Below are 12,623 nucleotides of genomic sequence, written 5' to 3' on the forward strand. Positions count from 1 at the left end.
TGTAAATTGAAAGGAACACGACGTGTCTAAAGAAAAATTTGAACGTTCAAAACCGCACGTTAACGTTGGTACTATCGGCCACGTTGACCACGGTAAAACCACTCTGACCGCTGCTATCACCAACGTACTGGCTAAAGTATACGGTGGTGAGGCCAAGGACTTCGCTTCCATCGACAACGCTCCTGAAGAGCGTGAGCGTGGTATCACCATCTCTACCTCTCACGTAGAGTACGATACTCCTACCCGTCACTACGCCCACGTAGACTGCCCCGGACACGCTGACTACGTTAAGAACATGATCACCGGTGCTGCCCAGATGGACGGCGCGATCCTGGTAGTAGCTGCCACCGACGGCCCAATGCCTCAGACCCGTGAGCACATCCTGCTGTCTCGTCAGGTAGGCGTACCTTTCATCATCGTATTCATGAACAAGTGCGACATGGTAGACGATGAAGAGCTGCTGGAACTGGTAGAGATGGAAGTTCGTGAACTGCTGTCCGAGTACGAATTCCCCGGTGACGACCTGCCTGTAATTCAGGGTTCCGCCCTGAAAGCCCTGGAAGGTGAAGAGGAGTGGGAGAAGAAGATCGTTGAGCTGGCTGAAGCCCTGGATACCTACATCCCTGAGCCTGAGCGTGCCATCGACGGTGACTTCATCCTGCCTATCGAAGACGTATTCTCCATCTCCGGCCGTGGTACCGTAGTAACCGGTCGTGTAGAGCGCGGTATCGTTAAAGTTGGTGACGAAGTAGAGATTGTTGGTATCAAAGAGACCACCAAGACTACCTGTACCGGCGTAGAGATGTTCCGCAAGCTGCTGGACGAAGGTCGTGCCGGTGAGAACTGTGGTGTTCTGTTGCGTGGTACCAAGCGTGACGAAGTTCAGCGTGGTCAGGTACTGGCTAAGCCTGGTTCCATCAACCCGCACACCAAGTTCGAGTCTGAAGTGTACGTTCTGTCCAAAGATGAAGGCGGCCGTCACACTCCATTCTTCAAAGGCTACCGTCCTCAGTTCTACTTCCGTACTACTGACGTAACCGGTACCATCGAGCTGCCAGAAGGCGTAGAGATGGTAATGCCTGGTGACAACATCAAGATGGTTGTTACCCTGATCTGCCCCATCGCGATGGACGAAGGCCTGCGCTTCGCTATCCGTGAAGGTGGCCGCACCGTAGGTGCTGGTGTTGTAGCTAAGATCGTCGAGTAATCGACAGTCTCGCTATGGAAAGAGGGCGCCACCGGCGCCCTTTTTTTGTGCCTCTGTGGCAGGCTTGGGGAAGATCTCGGAAAAGCTTGCATTACCGCCAAAGCCGAGTATAATTTCCCCGGTTCGCTATTAGGGCGAACGCGTAAAATACGCGGTGGTGCAATAGGCATCACCTTTAACAGCGACTCCGATCTGGAGTCGAATGGTTGCGATAATCGCCATCTTTGACCCAATTTTAAGTTAAGGGGTTCAAGGGTGGACGTTTTTTTGCGTAATTATTGGTTGGAGCTCTGGTCAAATGCAGAACCAAAGAATCCGTATCCGCCTGAAGGCTTTCGATCACCGCCTGATCGATCAGTCTACCGCGGAAATCGTTGAGACTGCGAAGCGTACAGGGGCTCAAGTACGGGGTCCAATCCCTCTGCCCACCCGCAAAGAGCGCTACACAGTGCTGATTTCTCCTCACGTGAACAAAGATGCACGTGACCAGTATGAAATCCGTACTCACAAGCGCATGGTGGACATCGTTGAGCCTACCGATAAGACTGTTGACGCGCTGATGCGTCTGGATCTGGCTGCCGGCGTAGACGTGCAGATCAGTCTGGGCTAATCCCAGTTTCGGAATAGAGGTTAGATAGATGGCAATCGGTCTTGTAGGTCGTAAAGTTGGAATGACCCGCATCTTCGCTGAAGATGGCGCGTCAATCCCAGTTACCGTTATCGAAGTAGAACCGAACCGCGTAACTCAGATTAAGACTCTGGAAAGCGATGGCTACGCAGCCCTGCAGGTCACTGTAGGCGCTAAGAAAGCCAACCGCGTTACCAAGCCTGAAGCAGGTCACTTTGCTAAAGCCGGTGTAGAAGCTGGTCGTGGTCTGTTTGAGTTCCGTCTGGGTGAAGGCGAAGGCGAAGGCATCGAGCTGGGTGCTGAGCTGAAGGTTGATACTTTCGAAAACGGCCAAATCGTAGACGTTACTGGTCGCTCCAAGGGTAAGGGTTTCCAAGGCGCTGTTAAGCGTTGGAACTTCCGCACTCAGGACATGACTCACGGTAACTCCCTGAGCCACCGTGCTCCTGGTTCTATCGGTCAGAACCAGAGCCCCGGTAAGGTATTCAAGGGCAAGAAGATGGCTGGTCACATGGGTGACGAGCGCGTAACTACCCAGAACCTGGAAGTAGTTCGCGTTGATGCCGAGCGCAACCTGCTCCTGATCAAGGGTGCAGTACCTGGCGCCAACGGCGGTAACGTTATCGTTAAACCCGCCGTTAAAGCGTAACGTCTGAGGAGATAGTAATGGAATTGGTAATGAAAGACGCCCAGAGCGCTCTTGAAGTTTCCGAAACTACCTTCGGACGTGAGTTCAATGAAGCTCTGGTACACCAGGTGGTGACTGCTTACGCAGCCAACGCCCGTCAAGGTACCGTGTCTCAGAAGACCCGCGCTGAAGTAGCTGGCACCGGCAAAAAGCCATGGCGCCAGAAAGGTACTGGCCGTGCTCGTGCCGGTACTGTTAAGAGCCCCATCTGGCGCTCCGGTGGCGTAGCGTTTGCCGCTAAGCCCCAAGATCACTCTCAGAAAGTGAACAAGAAGATGTACCGCGCCGCTCTGCAGAGCATTCTGTCTGAGCTGGTACGTCAGGACCGTCTGATTGTGGTTGAGAAGTTTGGCGTTGAAGCTCCTAAGACTAAGGAGCTGGTCGCCAAGCTGAAAGAGCTGTCCGTAGATGACGTGCTGATCGTAACTGGCGAAGTAGACGAGAACCTGTTCCTGGCTTCTCGCAACCTGTACAAGGTTGACGCCCGTGACGTTGCTGCCATCGACCCGGTTAGCCTGATCGCATTCGACAAGGTGCTGATGACTGCTGACGCAGTTAAGCAGATTGAGGAGATGCTGGCATGATCCGTGAAGAACGTTTGCTGAAAGTGCTGCGTGCTCCGCACATCTCTGAAAAGAGCACCATGGCTGCTGAACTGAACAACACTATCGTGTTCAAGGTTGCCACCGACGCCACCAAGGCGGAAGTGAAAGCGGCTGTTGAAAAGCTGTTCGAAGTTGAAGTCACCGGCGTTCGCACTGTGAACGTTAAAGGCAAGACTAAGCGTACCGGCGCCCGTTTCGGCCGTCGTTCCGACTGGAAAAAAGCGTACGTTACTCTGGCCGAAGGTTCTGACATCGACTTCGTCGGCGGCGCAGAATAAGGACGAGGAGTTAAATAGATGGCTATTGTAAAATGTAAGCCTACCTCCGCGGGCCGTCGCCACGTCGTTAAGGTGGTTAACAAGGATCTGCACAAGGGTAAGCCCTTTGCAGCCCTGTTGGACAAGAAGTCCAAGTCCGGTGGTCGTAACAACGCTGGTCGTATTACTACCCGTCACATCGGTGGTGGTCACAAGCAGCACTACCGTATCGTAGACTTCAAGCGCAACAAAGATGGCATCCCTGCCACCGTTGAGCGCCTGGAATACGATCCGAACCGCAGCGCCAACATCGCTCTGGTTCTGTACGCAGACGGTGAGCGTCGCTACATCCTGGCTCCTAAGGGCCTGAAGGCTGGCGACAAGATCATGTCCGGTCTGGAAGCTGACATCAAAGTGGGTAACACGCTGCCTATGCGTAACATCCCCGTCGGTTCCACCGTACACAACGTAGAGATGAAGCCTGGTAAAGGCGGTCAGATCGCCCGCTCCGCCGGCGCCTACGTTCAGATCGTTGCTCGCGACGGTGCCTACGTAACCGTTCGTCTGCGTTCCGGCGAAATGCGTAAGCTGCCTGTCGATGGCCGCGCTACCCTGGGTGAAGTTGGCAATGCCGAGCATATGCTGCGCTCTCTGGGTAAAGCTGGCGCCAGCCGTTGGCGTGGTGTTCGTCCTACCGTTCGTGGTGTTGCCATGAACCCGGTTGATCACCCACACGGTGGTGGTGAAGGTCGTACCTCTGGTGGCCGTCACCCCGTTACTCCATGGGGTGTTCCGACCAAAGGTAAGAAGACCCGCAGCAACAAGCGTACCGACAAGTACATCGTACGTCGTCGTACCAAGTAACTTTATTGAGGATTCACCATGCCACGTTCTCTCAAGAAAGGTCCATTTATTGACCTGCACTTGCTGAAGAAGGTAGAGAAAGCGGTGGAAAGCGGGGATAAAAAGCCAGTTAAGACCTGGTCCCGTCGTTCTATGATCATTCCAGATATGATTGGTCTGACCATCGCTGTCCATAATGGTCGTCAGCACGTTCCAGTTTTCGTAACCGAAGATATGATCGGTCACAAGCTGGGTGAGTTCGCGCCTACTCGTACTTATCGCGGTCACATCGCTGATAAGAAAGCGAAGAAGAAGCGTTAAGGGGTAGATGATGGAAGTTTTAGCTAAACACCGCTTCGCCCGCACTTCTCCTCAGAAGGCGCGCCTGGTAGCTGATCAAATCCGTGGTCTTCCGGTTGATCGCGCTCTGGAAATTCTGACCTACAGCCCCAAGAAAGCGGCTGCTCTGGTTAAGAAAGTCCTGGAGTCTGCCATTGCCAACGCGGAGCACAACGAAGGTCTGGACATCGACGACCTGAAAGTTGCCAAAGTCTTCGTTGACGAAGGCCCGACCATGAAGCGCATCATGCCTCGCGCCAAGGGTCGTGCTGACCGCATCCTGAAACGTTCCAGCCACATCTCTGTGGTTGTGGCTGACAAGTAAGGGGACTGCAATGGGACAGAAAGTACATCCTAATGGTATCCGCCTGGGTATTACCAAGCCTTGGAATTCTACCTGGTACGCGGATAAGAAAGAATTTGCCGGTAACCTGCTGGGCGATCACGAAGTGCGTGAGTTCCTGAAAAAGGAACTGAAGAGCGCTTCCGTGTCCAAGATTACCATCGAGCGTCCTGCCAAGAGCATCCGTGTGACCATTCACACCGCTCGTCCAGGCGTTGTAATCGGCAAAAAAGGTGAAGATGTTGAGAAGCTGCGCAAGAAGGTGGCCAAGCTGGCTGGCGTTCCTGCTCAGATCAACATCTCTGAAGTTCGTAAGCCAGAACTGGATGCTCAACTGGTAGGCGACTCCGTTGCCTCTCAGCTGGAGCGTCGCGTAATGTTCCGTCGCGCTATGAAGCGTGCCGTACAGAACGCCATGCGTCTGGGTGCCAAGGGCATCAAGATCGAGGTTTCTGGTCGTCTGGGTGGCGCTGAGATCGCACGTACCGAATGGTACCGTGAAGGTCGTGTGCCTCTGCATACTTTGCGTGCTGACATCGACTACGCTACTTCCTCTGCTCACACCACTTACGGTGTAATCGGTATCAAAGTTTGGATCTTCAAAGGTGAAGTTCTGGGCGGTATGCCGGTAGAGCAGGAGCAGCCTAAGCCGGCTAAGCGCAAAGGTCGTGGTAAGTAAGGGGAACCGAGATGCTGCAACCGAAACGTACCAAGTTCCGTAAGGTTCACAAAGGTCGTAACCGTGGTGTCGCCACCACTGGTGATAAGGTTAGCTTCGGTTCCTACGGACTGAAAGCTACCACTCGTGGCCGTATCACTGCTCGCCAGATCGAAGCGGCCCGTCGTGCCATGACCCGTCACATCAAGCGTCAGGGTAAAATCTGGATCCGTGTGTTCCCAGACAAGCCCATCACTGAAAAGCCGCTTGAAGTGCGTATGGGTAAAGGTAAGGGTAACGTTGAATACTGGGTCGCCCAGATTCAGCCTGGCCGTGTACTGTACGAAATGGAAGGCGTCGCCGAGGAGCTGGCCCGTGAAGCCTTTGCTCTGGCTGCTGCTAAGCTGCCCGTACAGACCACCTTTGTAACTCGGACGGTGATGTAATGAAAGCTACTGAACTGCGTGAAAAGAGCGTTGAAGAGCTGAACGCGGAGCTGCTGAGCCTGCTGCGTGAGCAGTTCAACCTGCGTATGCAGAACGCGACTGGTCAGCTGAAGCAGACCCACGAGCTGAAGAAGGTACGCCGCAACATCGCGCGCGTTAAGACCATTCTGACTCAGAAGGCAGGTGCGTAATGAGCGAGACTATCCGTACTCTTCAAGGTCGTGTGATCAGCGACAAGATGGATAAGTCCATCACCGTAGCCATCGAGCGCAAAGTTAAGCACCCGATCTACGGTAAGTATGTGAAGCGTACCACCAAGGTACACGCTCACGATGAGAACAACCAGTGTGGTATCGGCGACGTGGTAGAGATCCGCGAATGTCGTCCCCTGTCCAAGACTAAGTCTTGGACTCTGGTCAACATCGTAGAGAAAGCTCTGTAAAACAGAGTCTTACATACCAGACAAATGGCCGGACCAGGTTTTTTCCTGGACCGGCTATTTTTTATCTACCTTTAGGTGTCGAGTGGTGTTATAATTTCGCGCCTTTTAAAGGTAGCCAGTGCCCCATTTCGGGGCGATTGTTGTAAAACATCGGAGCACAAAATGATCCAAATGCAATCTGTGCTGGACGTTGCCGATAACTCCGGCGCTCGCAGCGTGCAGTGTATTAAGGTCTTGGGTGGCTCTCACCGTCGTTACGCCGGTATCGGCGACATCATCAAGGTTTCTGTTAAGGAAGCCATTCCTCGCGGCAAAGCGAAGAAGGGTGATGTATTCAACGCGGTGGTAGTACGTACCAAGAAGGGCGTTCGTCGTCCTGACGGTTCTGTTATTCGCTTTGACCGCAATGCGGCTGTACTGCTGAACGCCAGCAACCAGCCGATTGGTACTCGTATCTTCGGCCCTGTGACCCGTGAACTGCGTACTGAGCAGTTCATGAAAATCGTGTCTCTGGCCCCAGAAGTACTGTAAGGAGCTAAGAGATGGCAGCAAAAATCCGTCGTAATGACGAAGTTGTTGTACTGGCCGGTAAGGACAAGGGTAAGCGCGGTAAGGTTACCCAGGTACTGTCCAGCGGCAAAGTAATCGTAGAAGGCGTTAACCTGGTGAAGAAGCACCAGAAGCCTAACCCTCACCTGGGTATGGCTGGTGGCATCATTGAAAAAGAAGCCGCCATTGACGCATCTAACATCGCGATCTTCAACCCTGCTACCAGCAAGGCTGATCGCGTAGGCTTTAGACTGGAAGACGGCAAGAAGGTCCGTTTCTTCAAGTCTAATGGTGAACTTGTTTAAGTAATTGGAGTAAACGATGGCGAAACTGCATGATTACTACAAAGATACTGTAGTAGCAGAACTGACCAAACAGTTCGATTACAAAAGTATCATGCAAGTCCCTCGGGTCGAAAAGATCACCCTGAACATGGGTGTTGGTGAAGCCGTGGCTGACAAGAAGGTACTGGAAGCAGCAGTTGCAGATATGACTGCTATCTCCGGCCAGAAGCCGCTGGTAACCAAAGCTCGCAAGTCTGTTGCTGGCTTCAAGATTCGTGAGGGCTATCCGATCGGCTGTAAAGTAACCCTGCGCGGCGAGCGTATGTGGGAGTTCCTGGAGCGCCTGATTTCTATCGCTGTTCCACGTGTACGTGACTTCCGTGGCTTGAACCCCAAGTCTTTCGACGGTCGCGGTAACTACAGCATGGGCGTTCGTGAGCAAATCATCTTCCCTGAGATCGACTACGACAAAGTAGACAAGATTCGTGGTATGGACATCACCATCACCACCTCTGCGAACTCTGATGAAGAAGGTCGTGCTCTGCTGGCTGCCTTTAACTTCCCATTCCGCAAGTAAGGTGTAGGGTTATGGCTAAAGTATCGATGAAGCAGCGCGAAATTAAGCGCGCTAAGCTGGTTGCTAAGTACGCCGAGAAGCGTGCTGCTCTTAAAGCAATCATCAATGACGTCAACTCAACCGATGAACAGCGTTGGGAAGCCGTACTGAAACTGCAACAACTTCCTCGTGACTCCAGTGCAAGTCGTCAGCGTAACCGCTGTAACATCACTGGTCGTCCGCACGGTGTACTGCGCAAGTTCGGCCTGAGCCGTATCAAACTGCGTGAAGCCGCCATGCGTGGTGAAGTTCCTGGCCTTAAAAAGGCCTCTTGGTAAGCCAACGGGAGTAAGCCAATATGAGCATGCAAGATCCGATCGCGGATATGCTGACGCGCATCCGTAACGGCCAGGCTGCCAACAAAGTTGCAGTTAAAATGCCGTCCTCAAAGCTGAAAGTAGCTATCGCCGATGTCCTGAAGAAAGAAGGTTACATCGCCGATTACGCTGTTTCCAGCGACGTCAAGTCTGAACTGGAAGTTACCCTGAAGTATTTCGAAGGTAAGCCAGTTGTAGAAAAAATCGAGCGAATCAGCCGTCCTGGCCTGCGCATCTACAAAAAGAAAGATGAGCTTCCAAAGGTTATGGGTGGTCTGGGTGTCGCTATCGTGTCCACTTCTCAAGGCGTGATGACCGACCGTGCTGCCCGTAAACTGGGCATGGGCGGCGAGATCGTCTGCTACGTGGCATAAGGAGAGTAACAATGTCTCGAGTAGCTAAGGCTCCCGTTACTATCCCTGCGGGCGTAGAGGTGACTCTGAACGGTCAAGAGATCGTTGTTAAAGGTGGCAAGGGTACTCTGACTCGCGTTCTGAACGAAGCCGTTGAGATCGTGAAAGAGGAGAACGAGGTTAAGTTCGCTCCTCGCGAAGGCTTTGCGAAAGCCAACGCGCAGGCTGGTACTGCCCGTGCTCTGGTCAACAACATGGTTATCGGCGTTAGCCAAGGCTTCACCAAGAAGCTGCAGCTGAACGGCGTAGGTTACCGTGCTGCCATCAAGGGCAACGCAGTAGCTCTGACCCTGGGCTTTTCTCACCCCGTAGAGCACGCTCTGCCTGAAGGTGTGAAGGCCGAATGCCCAAGCCAAACTGAAATCGTTCTTACTGGCGCAGATAAGCAGGCCGTTGGTCAAGTGGCCGCTGACATCCGTGCATACCGTGCTCCCGAGCCTTACAAGGGCAAGGGTGTGCGTTACGCGGATGAGAACGTGCGTCGTAAAGAAGCCAAGAAGAAGTAAGGTAACACGATGGACAAGAAAGCAGCTCGTCTTCGTCGCGCGACTCGCGCACGCAAGCAAATGCAAGAACTGGGCGCGACTCGTCTGGTTGTGCACCGTACTCCACGTCACATTTACGCTCAGGTTATCAACGCCGAATCTCAGGTACTGGCTGCTGCCTCTACCACCGAGAAAGCCGTTGCTGCTGATCTGAAGGGCACCGGTAACATCGACGCCGCCAAGCTGGTTGGCAAGGTGATCGCCGAGCGTGCTCAGGAGAAGGGCGTTAAGAATGTGTCTTTCGACCGCAGCGGATTCAAGTATCACGGCCGTGTTGCTGCACTGGCTGATGCTGCCCGTGAAGCTGGTCTCCAGTTCTAAGGTTGGGAGTGGAAAATGGCTAATATTGAAAAGCAAGCCGGTGACCTGCAAGAGAAATTGATTGCAGTAAACCGTGTTTCTAAAGTAGTTAAGGGTGGTCGCATCTTCAGCTTCACCGCCCTGACTGTAGTTGGTGACGGCAACGGCCGCGTTGGCTTTGGTTACGGTAAGGCCCGTGAAGTGCCTGCCGCCATCCAGAAGGCAATGGAAAAGGCTCGCCGCAACCTGGTTACCGTTCGTCTGCACAACGGCACCCTGCAGCACCCTGTTAAGGGCCGTCACTCCGGCTCCAAGGTGTACATGCAGCCCGCTTCCGAAGGTACCGGTATTATCGCCGGCGGTGCAATGCGCGCCGTTCTGGAAGTTGTAGGTGTACATAACGTACTGTCTAAGGCATACGGCTCTACCAACCCGATCAACATCGTTCGTGCAACTATCGACGCTTTGACCTCGATGCACGCGCCTGATCAGGTAGCAGCTAAGCGTGGCCTGAGCGTCGACGAGATCCTGGGGTAAGCTGACATGGCTAAAACTATCAAGGTTACTCAGACCAAGAGCTCTATCGGTCGTCTGCCTAAGCACAAGGCGACTCTGGTAGGCCTGGGTCTGCGCAAAATCGGTCACACCGTTGAGCTGGAAGATACTCCTTCCGTTCGCGGCATGATCAACAAGGTTTCCTACATGGTTAAGGTGGAGGGCTAAGATGCGTCTGAATACTTTGTCTCCAGCCGCTGGTGCTAAGACTTCCGCCAAGCGTGTAGGCCGTGGTATCGGTTCCGGTCTGGGTAAGACCGGTGGCCGTGGTCACAAGGGTCAAAAGTCCCGTTCCGGCGGTGGCGTACGTCCAGGTTTCGAAGGCGGTCAGATGCCTATGAAGCAACGCCTGCCGAAGTTCGGCTTTACCTCCCGCAAGGCGATGGTAACTGCCGAAGTTCGTCTGAGCGAGCTGACTAAGGTTGAAGGCGACCTGGTGACTCTGGAAACCCTGAAAGATGCGAACGTTGTTTCTGGCAACATTAAGTTTGCGAAAGTTGTTCTTTCAGGTAAAATCGAGCGCCCTGTGACCATCAAAGGTCTGAAAGCGACCAAAGGTGCACGCGAAGCCATCGAGGCTGCGGGCGGCAAGATCGAAGAATAACGGGATAGTACAATATGGCTAAGCCAGGTGTTGAGTTAAATAGTGCGAAAGGTGGCCTTTCGGAGCTGAAAGCGCGTCTGCTGTTTGTGCTGGGCGCAATCATCGTTTTCCGAGCAGGTTCTTTCGTACCAATCCCTGGTATTGACGCCGCTGTACTGGCCGAGCTGTTCGAACAGCAACAGGGCACCATCGTGAGCATGTTCAACATGTTCTCTGGTGGCGCCCTGGAACGCGCCTCCATCCTTGCACTGGGGATCATGCCGTACATTTCGGCGTCGATCATCATGCAGCTCCTGACCGTGGTTCACCCAGCGATGGCTGAACTGAAAAAGGAGGGGGAGGCGGGTCGCCGGAAGATCAGCCAATACACCCGTTACGGGACTCTGGTATTGGCGACCTTCCAGTCGTTCGGTATCGCAACTGGCTTGCCCAACATGATCTCCGGACTGGTGGTCAACCCGGGACCTGCGTTTTACTTTACCGCAGTGGTCTCCCTGGTGACCGGCACCATGTTCCTGATGTGGCTGGGTGAGCAGATCACCGAGCGAGGCATTGGTAACGGCATCTCCATCATTATCTTCACAGGTATTGTTGCCGGCCTGCCTTCGGCGATTGGCCAGACTGCAGAACAAGCGCGTCAAGGTGAATTGCACGTGCTGCTGCTGCTTGTACTAGCAGTAATCATCTTTGCCGTGACCTACTTCGTGGTATTCATGGAGCGCGGACAGCGCCGTATCGTGGTAAACTATGCCAAGCGTCAGCAAGGCCGCCGCGTATTCGCTGCCCAGAGCACCCATTTGCCTCTGAAGGTCAACATGGCTGGTGTGATTCCGCCAATCTTCGCGTCCAGTATCATTCTGTTCCCCGGTACCCTGGCTCAGTGGTTCGGTAACAATGAAGGGCTGCGTTGGTTGTCTGACATCTCTGTAGTGCTGTCCCCCGGTCAGCCTCTGTATGTGATGATCTATGCGGTAGCTATTATTTTCTTCTGTTTCTTCTACACCGCGTTGGTGTTCAACCCTCGCGAGACGGCAGACAACCTGAAGAAATCCGGTGCATTCATCCCTGGTATTCGTCCAGGTGAACAGACCGCCCGTTATATCGATAAAGTGATGACCCGCCTGACTCTGGCTGGTGCCGCTTACATCACCTTTATCTGTCTGATTCCGGAATTTATGATGATCGGCCTGAACGTTCAGTTCTACTTCGGCGGTACCTCACTGCTGATTATGGTCGTGGTCATCATGGATTTCATAGCTCAGGTTCAGACTCATATGATGTCTCATCAGTATGATTCTGTTCTGAAAAAAGCGAACCTTAAGGGCTATAGCCGTTAAGTCGCTCTCGACGGAGTAGCAAAATGAAAGTTCGTGCGTCCGTAAAAAAGATGTGTCGTAACTGCAAAGTTATCAAGCGTCACGGCGTTGTACGTGTTATCTGCTCTGAGCCGAAGCACAAGCAGCGTCAAGGTTAATCAGAGTTCTCTCTGAGAAAACCAAAAAAACGTAGCGCTAGGCTGACCACGGTCAGCCTATGCGTTGTTGCAAACTAGTCGGTTGTCGAGTATCCTACCGGGCTTTTCACAATCGATCATTGGAATTGAGGAGTGCTATAGTGGCCCGTATCGCTGGCATTAACATTCCTGAGCATAAGCATGCGGTTGTTGCTCTGACCGCCATCTTCGGCATCGGTCGTACCCGCGCACAGCAAATCTGTGCTGAGGCCGGCATCGCTGAAGATGTGAAGATCAAAGATCTGGACGAATCCACTATTGATAAGGTTCGTGACGTTGTAGGTCAGTTCACCGTTGAAGGTGACCTGCGTCGTGAGATCTCTATGAACATCAAGCGTCTGATGGACCTGGGTTGCTACCGCGGCCTGCGTCATCGTCGCAGTCTGCCACTTCGTGGTCAACGTACTAAGACTAACGCTCGTACCCGTAAGGGTCCGCGTAAGCCGATCAAGAAGTAAGGGGAACTAAGCA

General features: G+C 53.3%; 25 protein-coding genes. All 25 read left to right on the forward strand.

The features are described 5' to 3' along the window. Positions 1 to 22: 22 nt before the first annotated feature. The 25 genes from tuf (at position 23) to rpsM (ending at position 12,610) form a co-directional block, all read left to right on the forward strand. On the forward strand, positions 23 to 1,207 hold the full coding sequence (gene tuf, locus FCL40_RS17460) for an elongation factor Tu (protein WP_136854568.1): 1,185 nt from the start codon (positions 23 to 25) through the stop codon (positions 1,205 to 1,207). 298 nt (positions 1,208 to 1,505) lie between these two features. Further along, positions 1,506 to 1,817, forward strand: coding sequence for a 30S ribosomal protein S10 (gene rpsJ / locus FCL40_RS17465; RefSeq protein WP_028110655.1), 312 nt, complete (start codon positions 1,506 to 1,508; stop codon positions 1,815 to 1,817). A 28-nt stretch (positions 1,818 to 1,845) separates the two neighbouring features. Next, positions 1,846 to 2,484, forward strand: coding sequence for a 50S ribosomal protein L3 (gene rplC / locus FCL40_RS17470; protein ID WP_136854569.1), 639 nt, complete (start codon positions 1,846 to 1,848; stop codon positions 2,482 to 2,484). A 17-nt stretch (positions 2,485 to 2,501) separates the two neighbouring features. Then, positions 2,502 to 3,107 (forward strand): 50S ribosomal protein L4, encoded by a 606-nt coding sequence (rplD, locus tag FCL40_RS17475; protein WP_136854570.1) that lies wholly within the window; start codon positions 2,502 to 2,504, stop codon positions 3,105 to 3,107. Beyond that, positions 3,104 to 3,406 carry a 50S ribosomal protein L23 gene (rplW, locus tag FCL40_RS17480; protein WP_028110658.1) on the forward strand — a complete coding sequence of 101 codons (303 nt, stop codon included), beginning with the start codon at positions 3,104 to 3,106 and terminating at the stop codon, positions 3,404 to 3,406. The genes rplD and rplW overlap by 4 nt, the downstream gene beginning before the upstream one ends. 18 nt (positions 3,407 to 3,424) lie before the next feature. Continuing rightward, positions 3,425 to 4,249, forward strand: a complete 825-nt coding sequence (rplB, locus tag FCL40_RS17485) for a 50S ribosomal protein L2 (RefSeq protein WP_136854571.1) — start codon at positions 3,425 to 3,427, stop codon at positions 4,247 to 4,249. Between the two features lie 18 nt (positions 4,250 to 4,267). Continuing rightward, positions 4,268 to 4,549, forward strand: coding sequence for a 30S ribosomal protein S19 (rpsS, locus tag FCL40_RS17490; protein ID WP_028110660.1), 282 nt, complete (start codon positions 4,268 to 4,270; stop codon positions 4,547 to 4,549). A 10-nt stretch (positions 4,550 to 4,559) separates the two neighbouring features. Beyond that, positions 4,560 to 4,892, forward strand: a complete 333-nt coding sequence (gene rplV, locus FCL40_RS17495) for a 50S ribosomal protein L22 (protein ID WP_136854598.1) — start codon at positions 4,560 to 4,562, stop codon at positions 4,890 to 4,892. A 10-nt stretch (positions 4,893 to 4,902) separates the two neighbouring features. Next, entirely contained in the window at positions 4,903 to 5,589 is a 687-nt protein-coding gene (rpsC, locus tag FCL40_RS17500) for a 30S ribosomal protein S3 (RefSeq protein ID WP_028110662.1), read from the forward strand. Positions 5,590 to 5,600: 11 nt separating this feature from the next. Beyond that, positions 5,601 to 6,014 (forward strand): 50S ribosomal protein L16, encoded by a 414-nt coding sequence (gene rplP, locus FCL40_RS17505; RefSeq protein ID WP_136854572.1) that lies wholly within the window; start codon positions 5,601 to 5,603, stop codon positions 6,012 to 6,014. Then, positions 6,014 to 6,205: a 50S ribosomal protein L29 gene (gene rpmC, locus FCL40_RS17510; RefSeq protein WP_028110664.1), complete on the forward strand. Its 192-nt coding sequence runs from the start codon at positions 6,014 to 6,016 to the stop codon at positions 6,203 to 6,205. Before rplP ends, rpmC begins: the two co-directional genes overlap by 1 nt. Next, entirely contained in the window at positions 6,205 to 6,456 is a 252-nt protein-coding gene (rpsQ, locus tag FCL40_RS17515) for a 30S ribosomal protein S17 (protein ID WP_136854573.1), read from the forward strand. The genes rpmC and rpsQ overlap by 1 nt, the downstream gene beginning before the upstream one ends. A 162-nt stretch (positions 6,457 to 6,618) precedes the next feature. Further along, a complete protein-coding gene (gene rplN / locus FCL40_RS17520; RefSeq protein ID WP_028110666.1) occupies positions 6,619 to 6,987 on the forward strand; it encodes a 50S ribosomal protein L14 in 369 nt (122 codons plus the stop codon). Between the two features lie 11 nt (positions 6,988 to 6,998). After that, positions 6,999 to 7,310: a 50S ribosomal protein L24 gene (gene rplX, locus FCL40_RS17525; protein WP_136854574.1), complete on the forward strand. Its 312-nt coding sequence runs from the start codon at positions 6,999 to 7,001 to the stop codon at positions 7,308 to 7,310. Between the two features lie 16 nt (positions 7,311 to 7,326). Next, the gene (gene rplE, locus FCL40_RS17530; protein ID WP_028110668.1) at positions 7,327 to 7,866 is read left to right on the forward strand and encodes a 50S ribosomal protein L5; all 540 of its coding nucleotides are present in this window, start codon (positions 7,327 to 7,329) and stop codon (positions 7,864 to 7,866) included. Between the two features lie 11 nt (positions 7,867 to 7,877). Further along, the gene (gene rpsN, locus FCL40_RS17535; protein ID WP_136854575.1) at positions 7,878 to 8,183 is read left to right on the forward strand and encodes a 30S ribosomal protein S14; all 306 of its coding nucleotides are present in this window, start codon (positions 7,878 to 7,880) and stop codon (positions 8,181 to 8,183) included. Between the two features lie 20 nt (positions 8,184 to 8,203). Continuing rightward, on the forward strand, positions 8,204 to 8,596 hold the full coding sequence (gene rpsH / locus FCL40_RS17540) for a 30S ribosomal protein S8 (protein ID WP_136854576.1): 393 nt from the start codon (positions 8,204 to 8,206) through the stop codon (positions 8,594 to 8,596). An 11-nt stretch (positions 8,597 to 8,607) separates the two neighbouring features. Further along, positions 8,608 to 9,141, forward strand: coding sequence for a 50S ribosomal protein L6 (rplF, locus tag FCL40_RS17545; RefSeq protein ID WP_136854577.1), 534 nt, complete (start codon positions 8,608 to 8,610; stop codon positions 9,139 to 9,141). A gap of 9 nt (positions 9,142 to 9,150) precedes the next feature. Continuing rightward, positions 9,151 to 9,501 (forward strand): 50S ribosomal protein L18, encoded by a 351-nt coding sequence (rplR, locus tag FCL40_RS17550; protein WP_136854578.1) that lies wholly within the window; start codon positions 9,151 to 9,153, stop codon positions 9,499 to 9,501. 15 nt (positions 9,502 to 9,516) lie between these two features. Continuing rightward, positions 9,517 to 10,017 carry a 30S ribosomal protein S5 gene (gene rpsE / locus FCL40_RS17555; protein ID WP_136854579.1) on the forward strand — a complete coding sequence of 167 codons (501 nt, stop codon included), beginning with the start codon at positions 9,517 to 9,519 and terminating at the stop codon, positions 10,015 to 10,017. A 6-nt stretch (positions 10,018 to 10,023) separates the two neighbouring features. Next, positions 10,024 to 10,203 (forward strand): 50S ribosomal protein L30, encoded by a 180-nt coding sequence (rpmD, locus tag FCL40_RS17560; RefSeq protein WP_028110674.1) that lies wholly within the window; start codon positions 10,024 to 10,026, stop codon positions 10,201 to 10,203. Between the two features lies 1 nt (position 10,204). Continuing rightward, positions 10,205 to 10,639: a 50S ribosomal protein L15 gene (gene rplO, locus FCL40_RS17565; RefSeq protein WP_028110675.1), complete on the forward strand. Its 435-nt coding sequence runs from the start codon at positions 10,205 to 10,207 to the stop codon at positions 10,637 to 10,639. 14 nt (positions 10,640 to 10,653) lie between these two features. Next, complete coding sequence (gene secY, locus FCL40_RS17570) at positions 10,654 to 11,976, forward strand: preprotein translocase subunit SecY (protein ID WP_136854580.1); 1,323 nt, start codon at positions 10,654 to 10,656, stop codon at positions 11,974 to 11,976. A gap of 23 nt (positions 11,977 to 11,999) precedes the next feature. Next, on the forward strand, positions 12,000 to 12,113 hold the full coding sequence (gene rpmJ, locus FCL40_RS17575) for a 50S ribosomal protein L36 (RefSeq protein WP_083938388.1): 114 nt from the start codon (positions 12,000 to 12,002) through the stop codon (positions 12,111 to 12,113). 140 nt (positions 12,114 to 12,253) lie between these two features. Further along, positions 12,254 to 12,610 carry a 30S ribosomal protein S13 gene (rpsM, locus tag FCL40_RS17580; RefSeq protein ID WP_136854581.1) on the forward strand — a complete coding sequence of 119 codons (357 nt, stop codon included), beginning with the start codon at positions 12,254 to 12,256 and terminating at the stop codon, positions 12,608 to 12,610. Positions 12,611 to 12,623 lie beyond the last annotated feature (13 nt).

Source organism: Ferrimonas sediminicola (assembly GCF_005116715.1).
GTDB classification, from domain to species: domain Bacteria; phylum Pseudomonadota; class Gammaproteobacteria; order Enterobacterales; family Shewanellaceae; genus Ferrimonas; species Ferrimonas sediminicola.

What these genes read in the sequence shown, in the direction of transcription:
- rplR (WP_136854578.1), top strand. Translation starts at nt 9,151, where the DNA reads ATGGACAAGAAAGCAGCTCGTCTTCGTCGCGCGACTCGCGCACGCAAG.
- secY (WP_136854580.1), top strand. Translation starts at nt 10,654, where the DNA reads ATGGCTAAGCCAGGTGTTGAGTTAAATAGTGCGAAAGGTGGCCTTTCG.
- rplD (WP_136854570.1), top strand. Translation starts at nt 2,502, where the DNA reads ATGGAATTGGTAATGAAAGACGCCCAGAGCGCTCTTGAAGTTTCCGAA.
- rpsJ (WP_028110655.1), top strand. Translation starts at nt 1,506, where the DNA reads ATGCAGAACCAAAGAATCCGTATCCGCCTGAAGGCTTTCGATCACCGC.
- rpsE (WP_136854579.1), top strand. Translation starts at nt 9,517, where the DNA reads ATGGCTAATATTGAAAAGCAAGCCGGTGACCTGCAAGAGAAATTGATT.
- rplO (WP_028110675.1), top strand. Translation starts at nt 10,205, where the DNA reads ATGCGTCTGAATACTTTGTCTCCAGCCGCTGGTGCTAAGACTTCCGCC.
- rplF (WP_136854577.1), top strand. Translation starts at nt 8,608, where the DNA reads ATGTCTCGAGTAGCTAAGGCTCCCGTTACTATCCCTGCGGGCGTAGAG.
- rpmC (WP_028110664.1), top strand. Translation starts at nt 6,014, where the DNA reads ATGAAAGCTACTGAACTGCGTGAAAAGAGCGTTGAAGAGCTGAACGCG.
- rplE (WP_028110668.1), top strand. Translation starts at nt 7,327, where the DNA reads ATGGCGAAACTGCATGATTACTACAAAGATACTGTAGTAGCAGAACTG.
- rplB (WP_136854571.1), top strand. Translation starts at nt 3,425, where the DNA reads ATGGCTATTGTAAAATGTAAGCCTACCTCCGCGGGCCGTCGCCACGTC.
- rpsQ (WP_136854573.1), top strand. Translation starts at nt 6,205, where the DNA reads ATGAGCGAGACTATCCGTACTCTTCAAGGTCGTGTGATCAGCGACAAG.
- rpsC (WP_028110662.1), top strand. Translation starts at nt 4,903, where the DNA reads ATGGGACAGAAAGTACATCCTAATGGTATCCGCCTGGGTATTACCAAG.
- rplV (WP_136854598.1), top strand. Translation starts at nt 4,560, where the DNA reads ATGGAAGTTTTAGCTAAACACCGCTTCGCCCGCACTTCTCCTCAGAAG.
- rpmJ (WP_083938388.1), top strand. Translation starts at nt 12,000, where the DNA reads ATGAAAGTTCGTGCGTCCGTAAAAAAGATGTGTCGTAACTGCAAAGTT.
- rplN (WP_028110666.1), top strand. Translation starts at nt 6,619, where the DNA reads ATGATCCAAATGCAATCTGTGCTGGACGTTGCCGATAACTCCGGCGCT.
- rpsS (WP_028110660.1), top strand. Translation starts at nt 4,268, where the DNA reads ATGCCACGTTCTCTCAAGAAAGGTCCATTTATTGACCTGCACTTGCTG.
- rpsH (WP_136854576.1), top strand. Translation starts at nt 8,204, where the DNA reads ATGAGCATGCAAGATCCGATCGCGGATATGCTGACGCGCATCCGTAAC.
- rplX (WP_136854574.1), top strand. Translation starts at nt 6,999, where the DNA reads ATGGCAGCAAAAATCCGTCGTAATGACGAAGTTGTTGTACTGGCCGGT.
- rplW (WP_028110658.1), top strand. Translation starts at nt 3,104, where the DNA reads ATGATCCGTGAAGAACGTTTGCTGAAAGTGCTGCGTGCTCCGCACATC.
- rpsN (WP_136854575.1), top strand. Translation starts at nt 7,878, where the DNA reads ATGGCTAAAGTATCGATGAAGCAGCGCGAAATTAAGCGCGCTAAGCTG.
- rplC (WP_136854569.1), top strand. Translation starts at nt 1,846, where the DNA reads ATGGCAATCGGTCTTGTAGGTCGTAAAGTTGGAATGACCCGCATCTTC.
- rpmD (WP_028110674.1), top strand. Translation starts at nt 10,024, where the DNA reads ATGGCTAAAACTATCAAGGTTACTCAGACCAAGAGCTCTATCGGTCGT.
- rplP (WP_136854572.1), top strand. Translation starts at nt 5,601, where the DNA reads ATGCTGCAACCGAAACGTACCAAGTTCCGTAAGGTTCACAAAGGTCGT.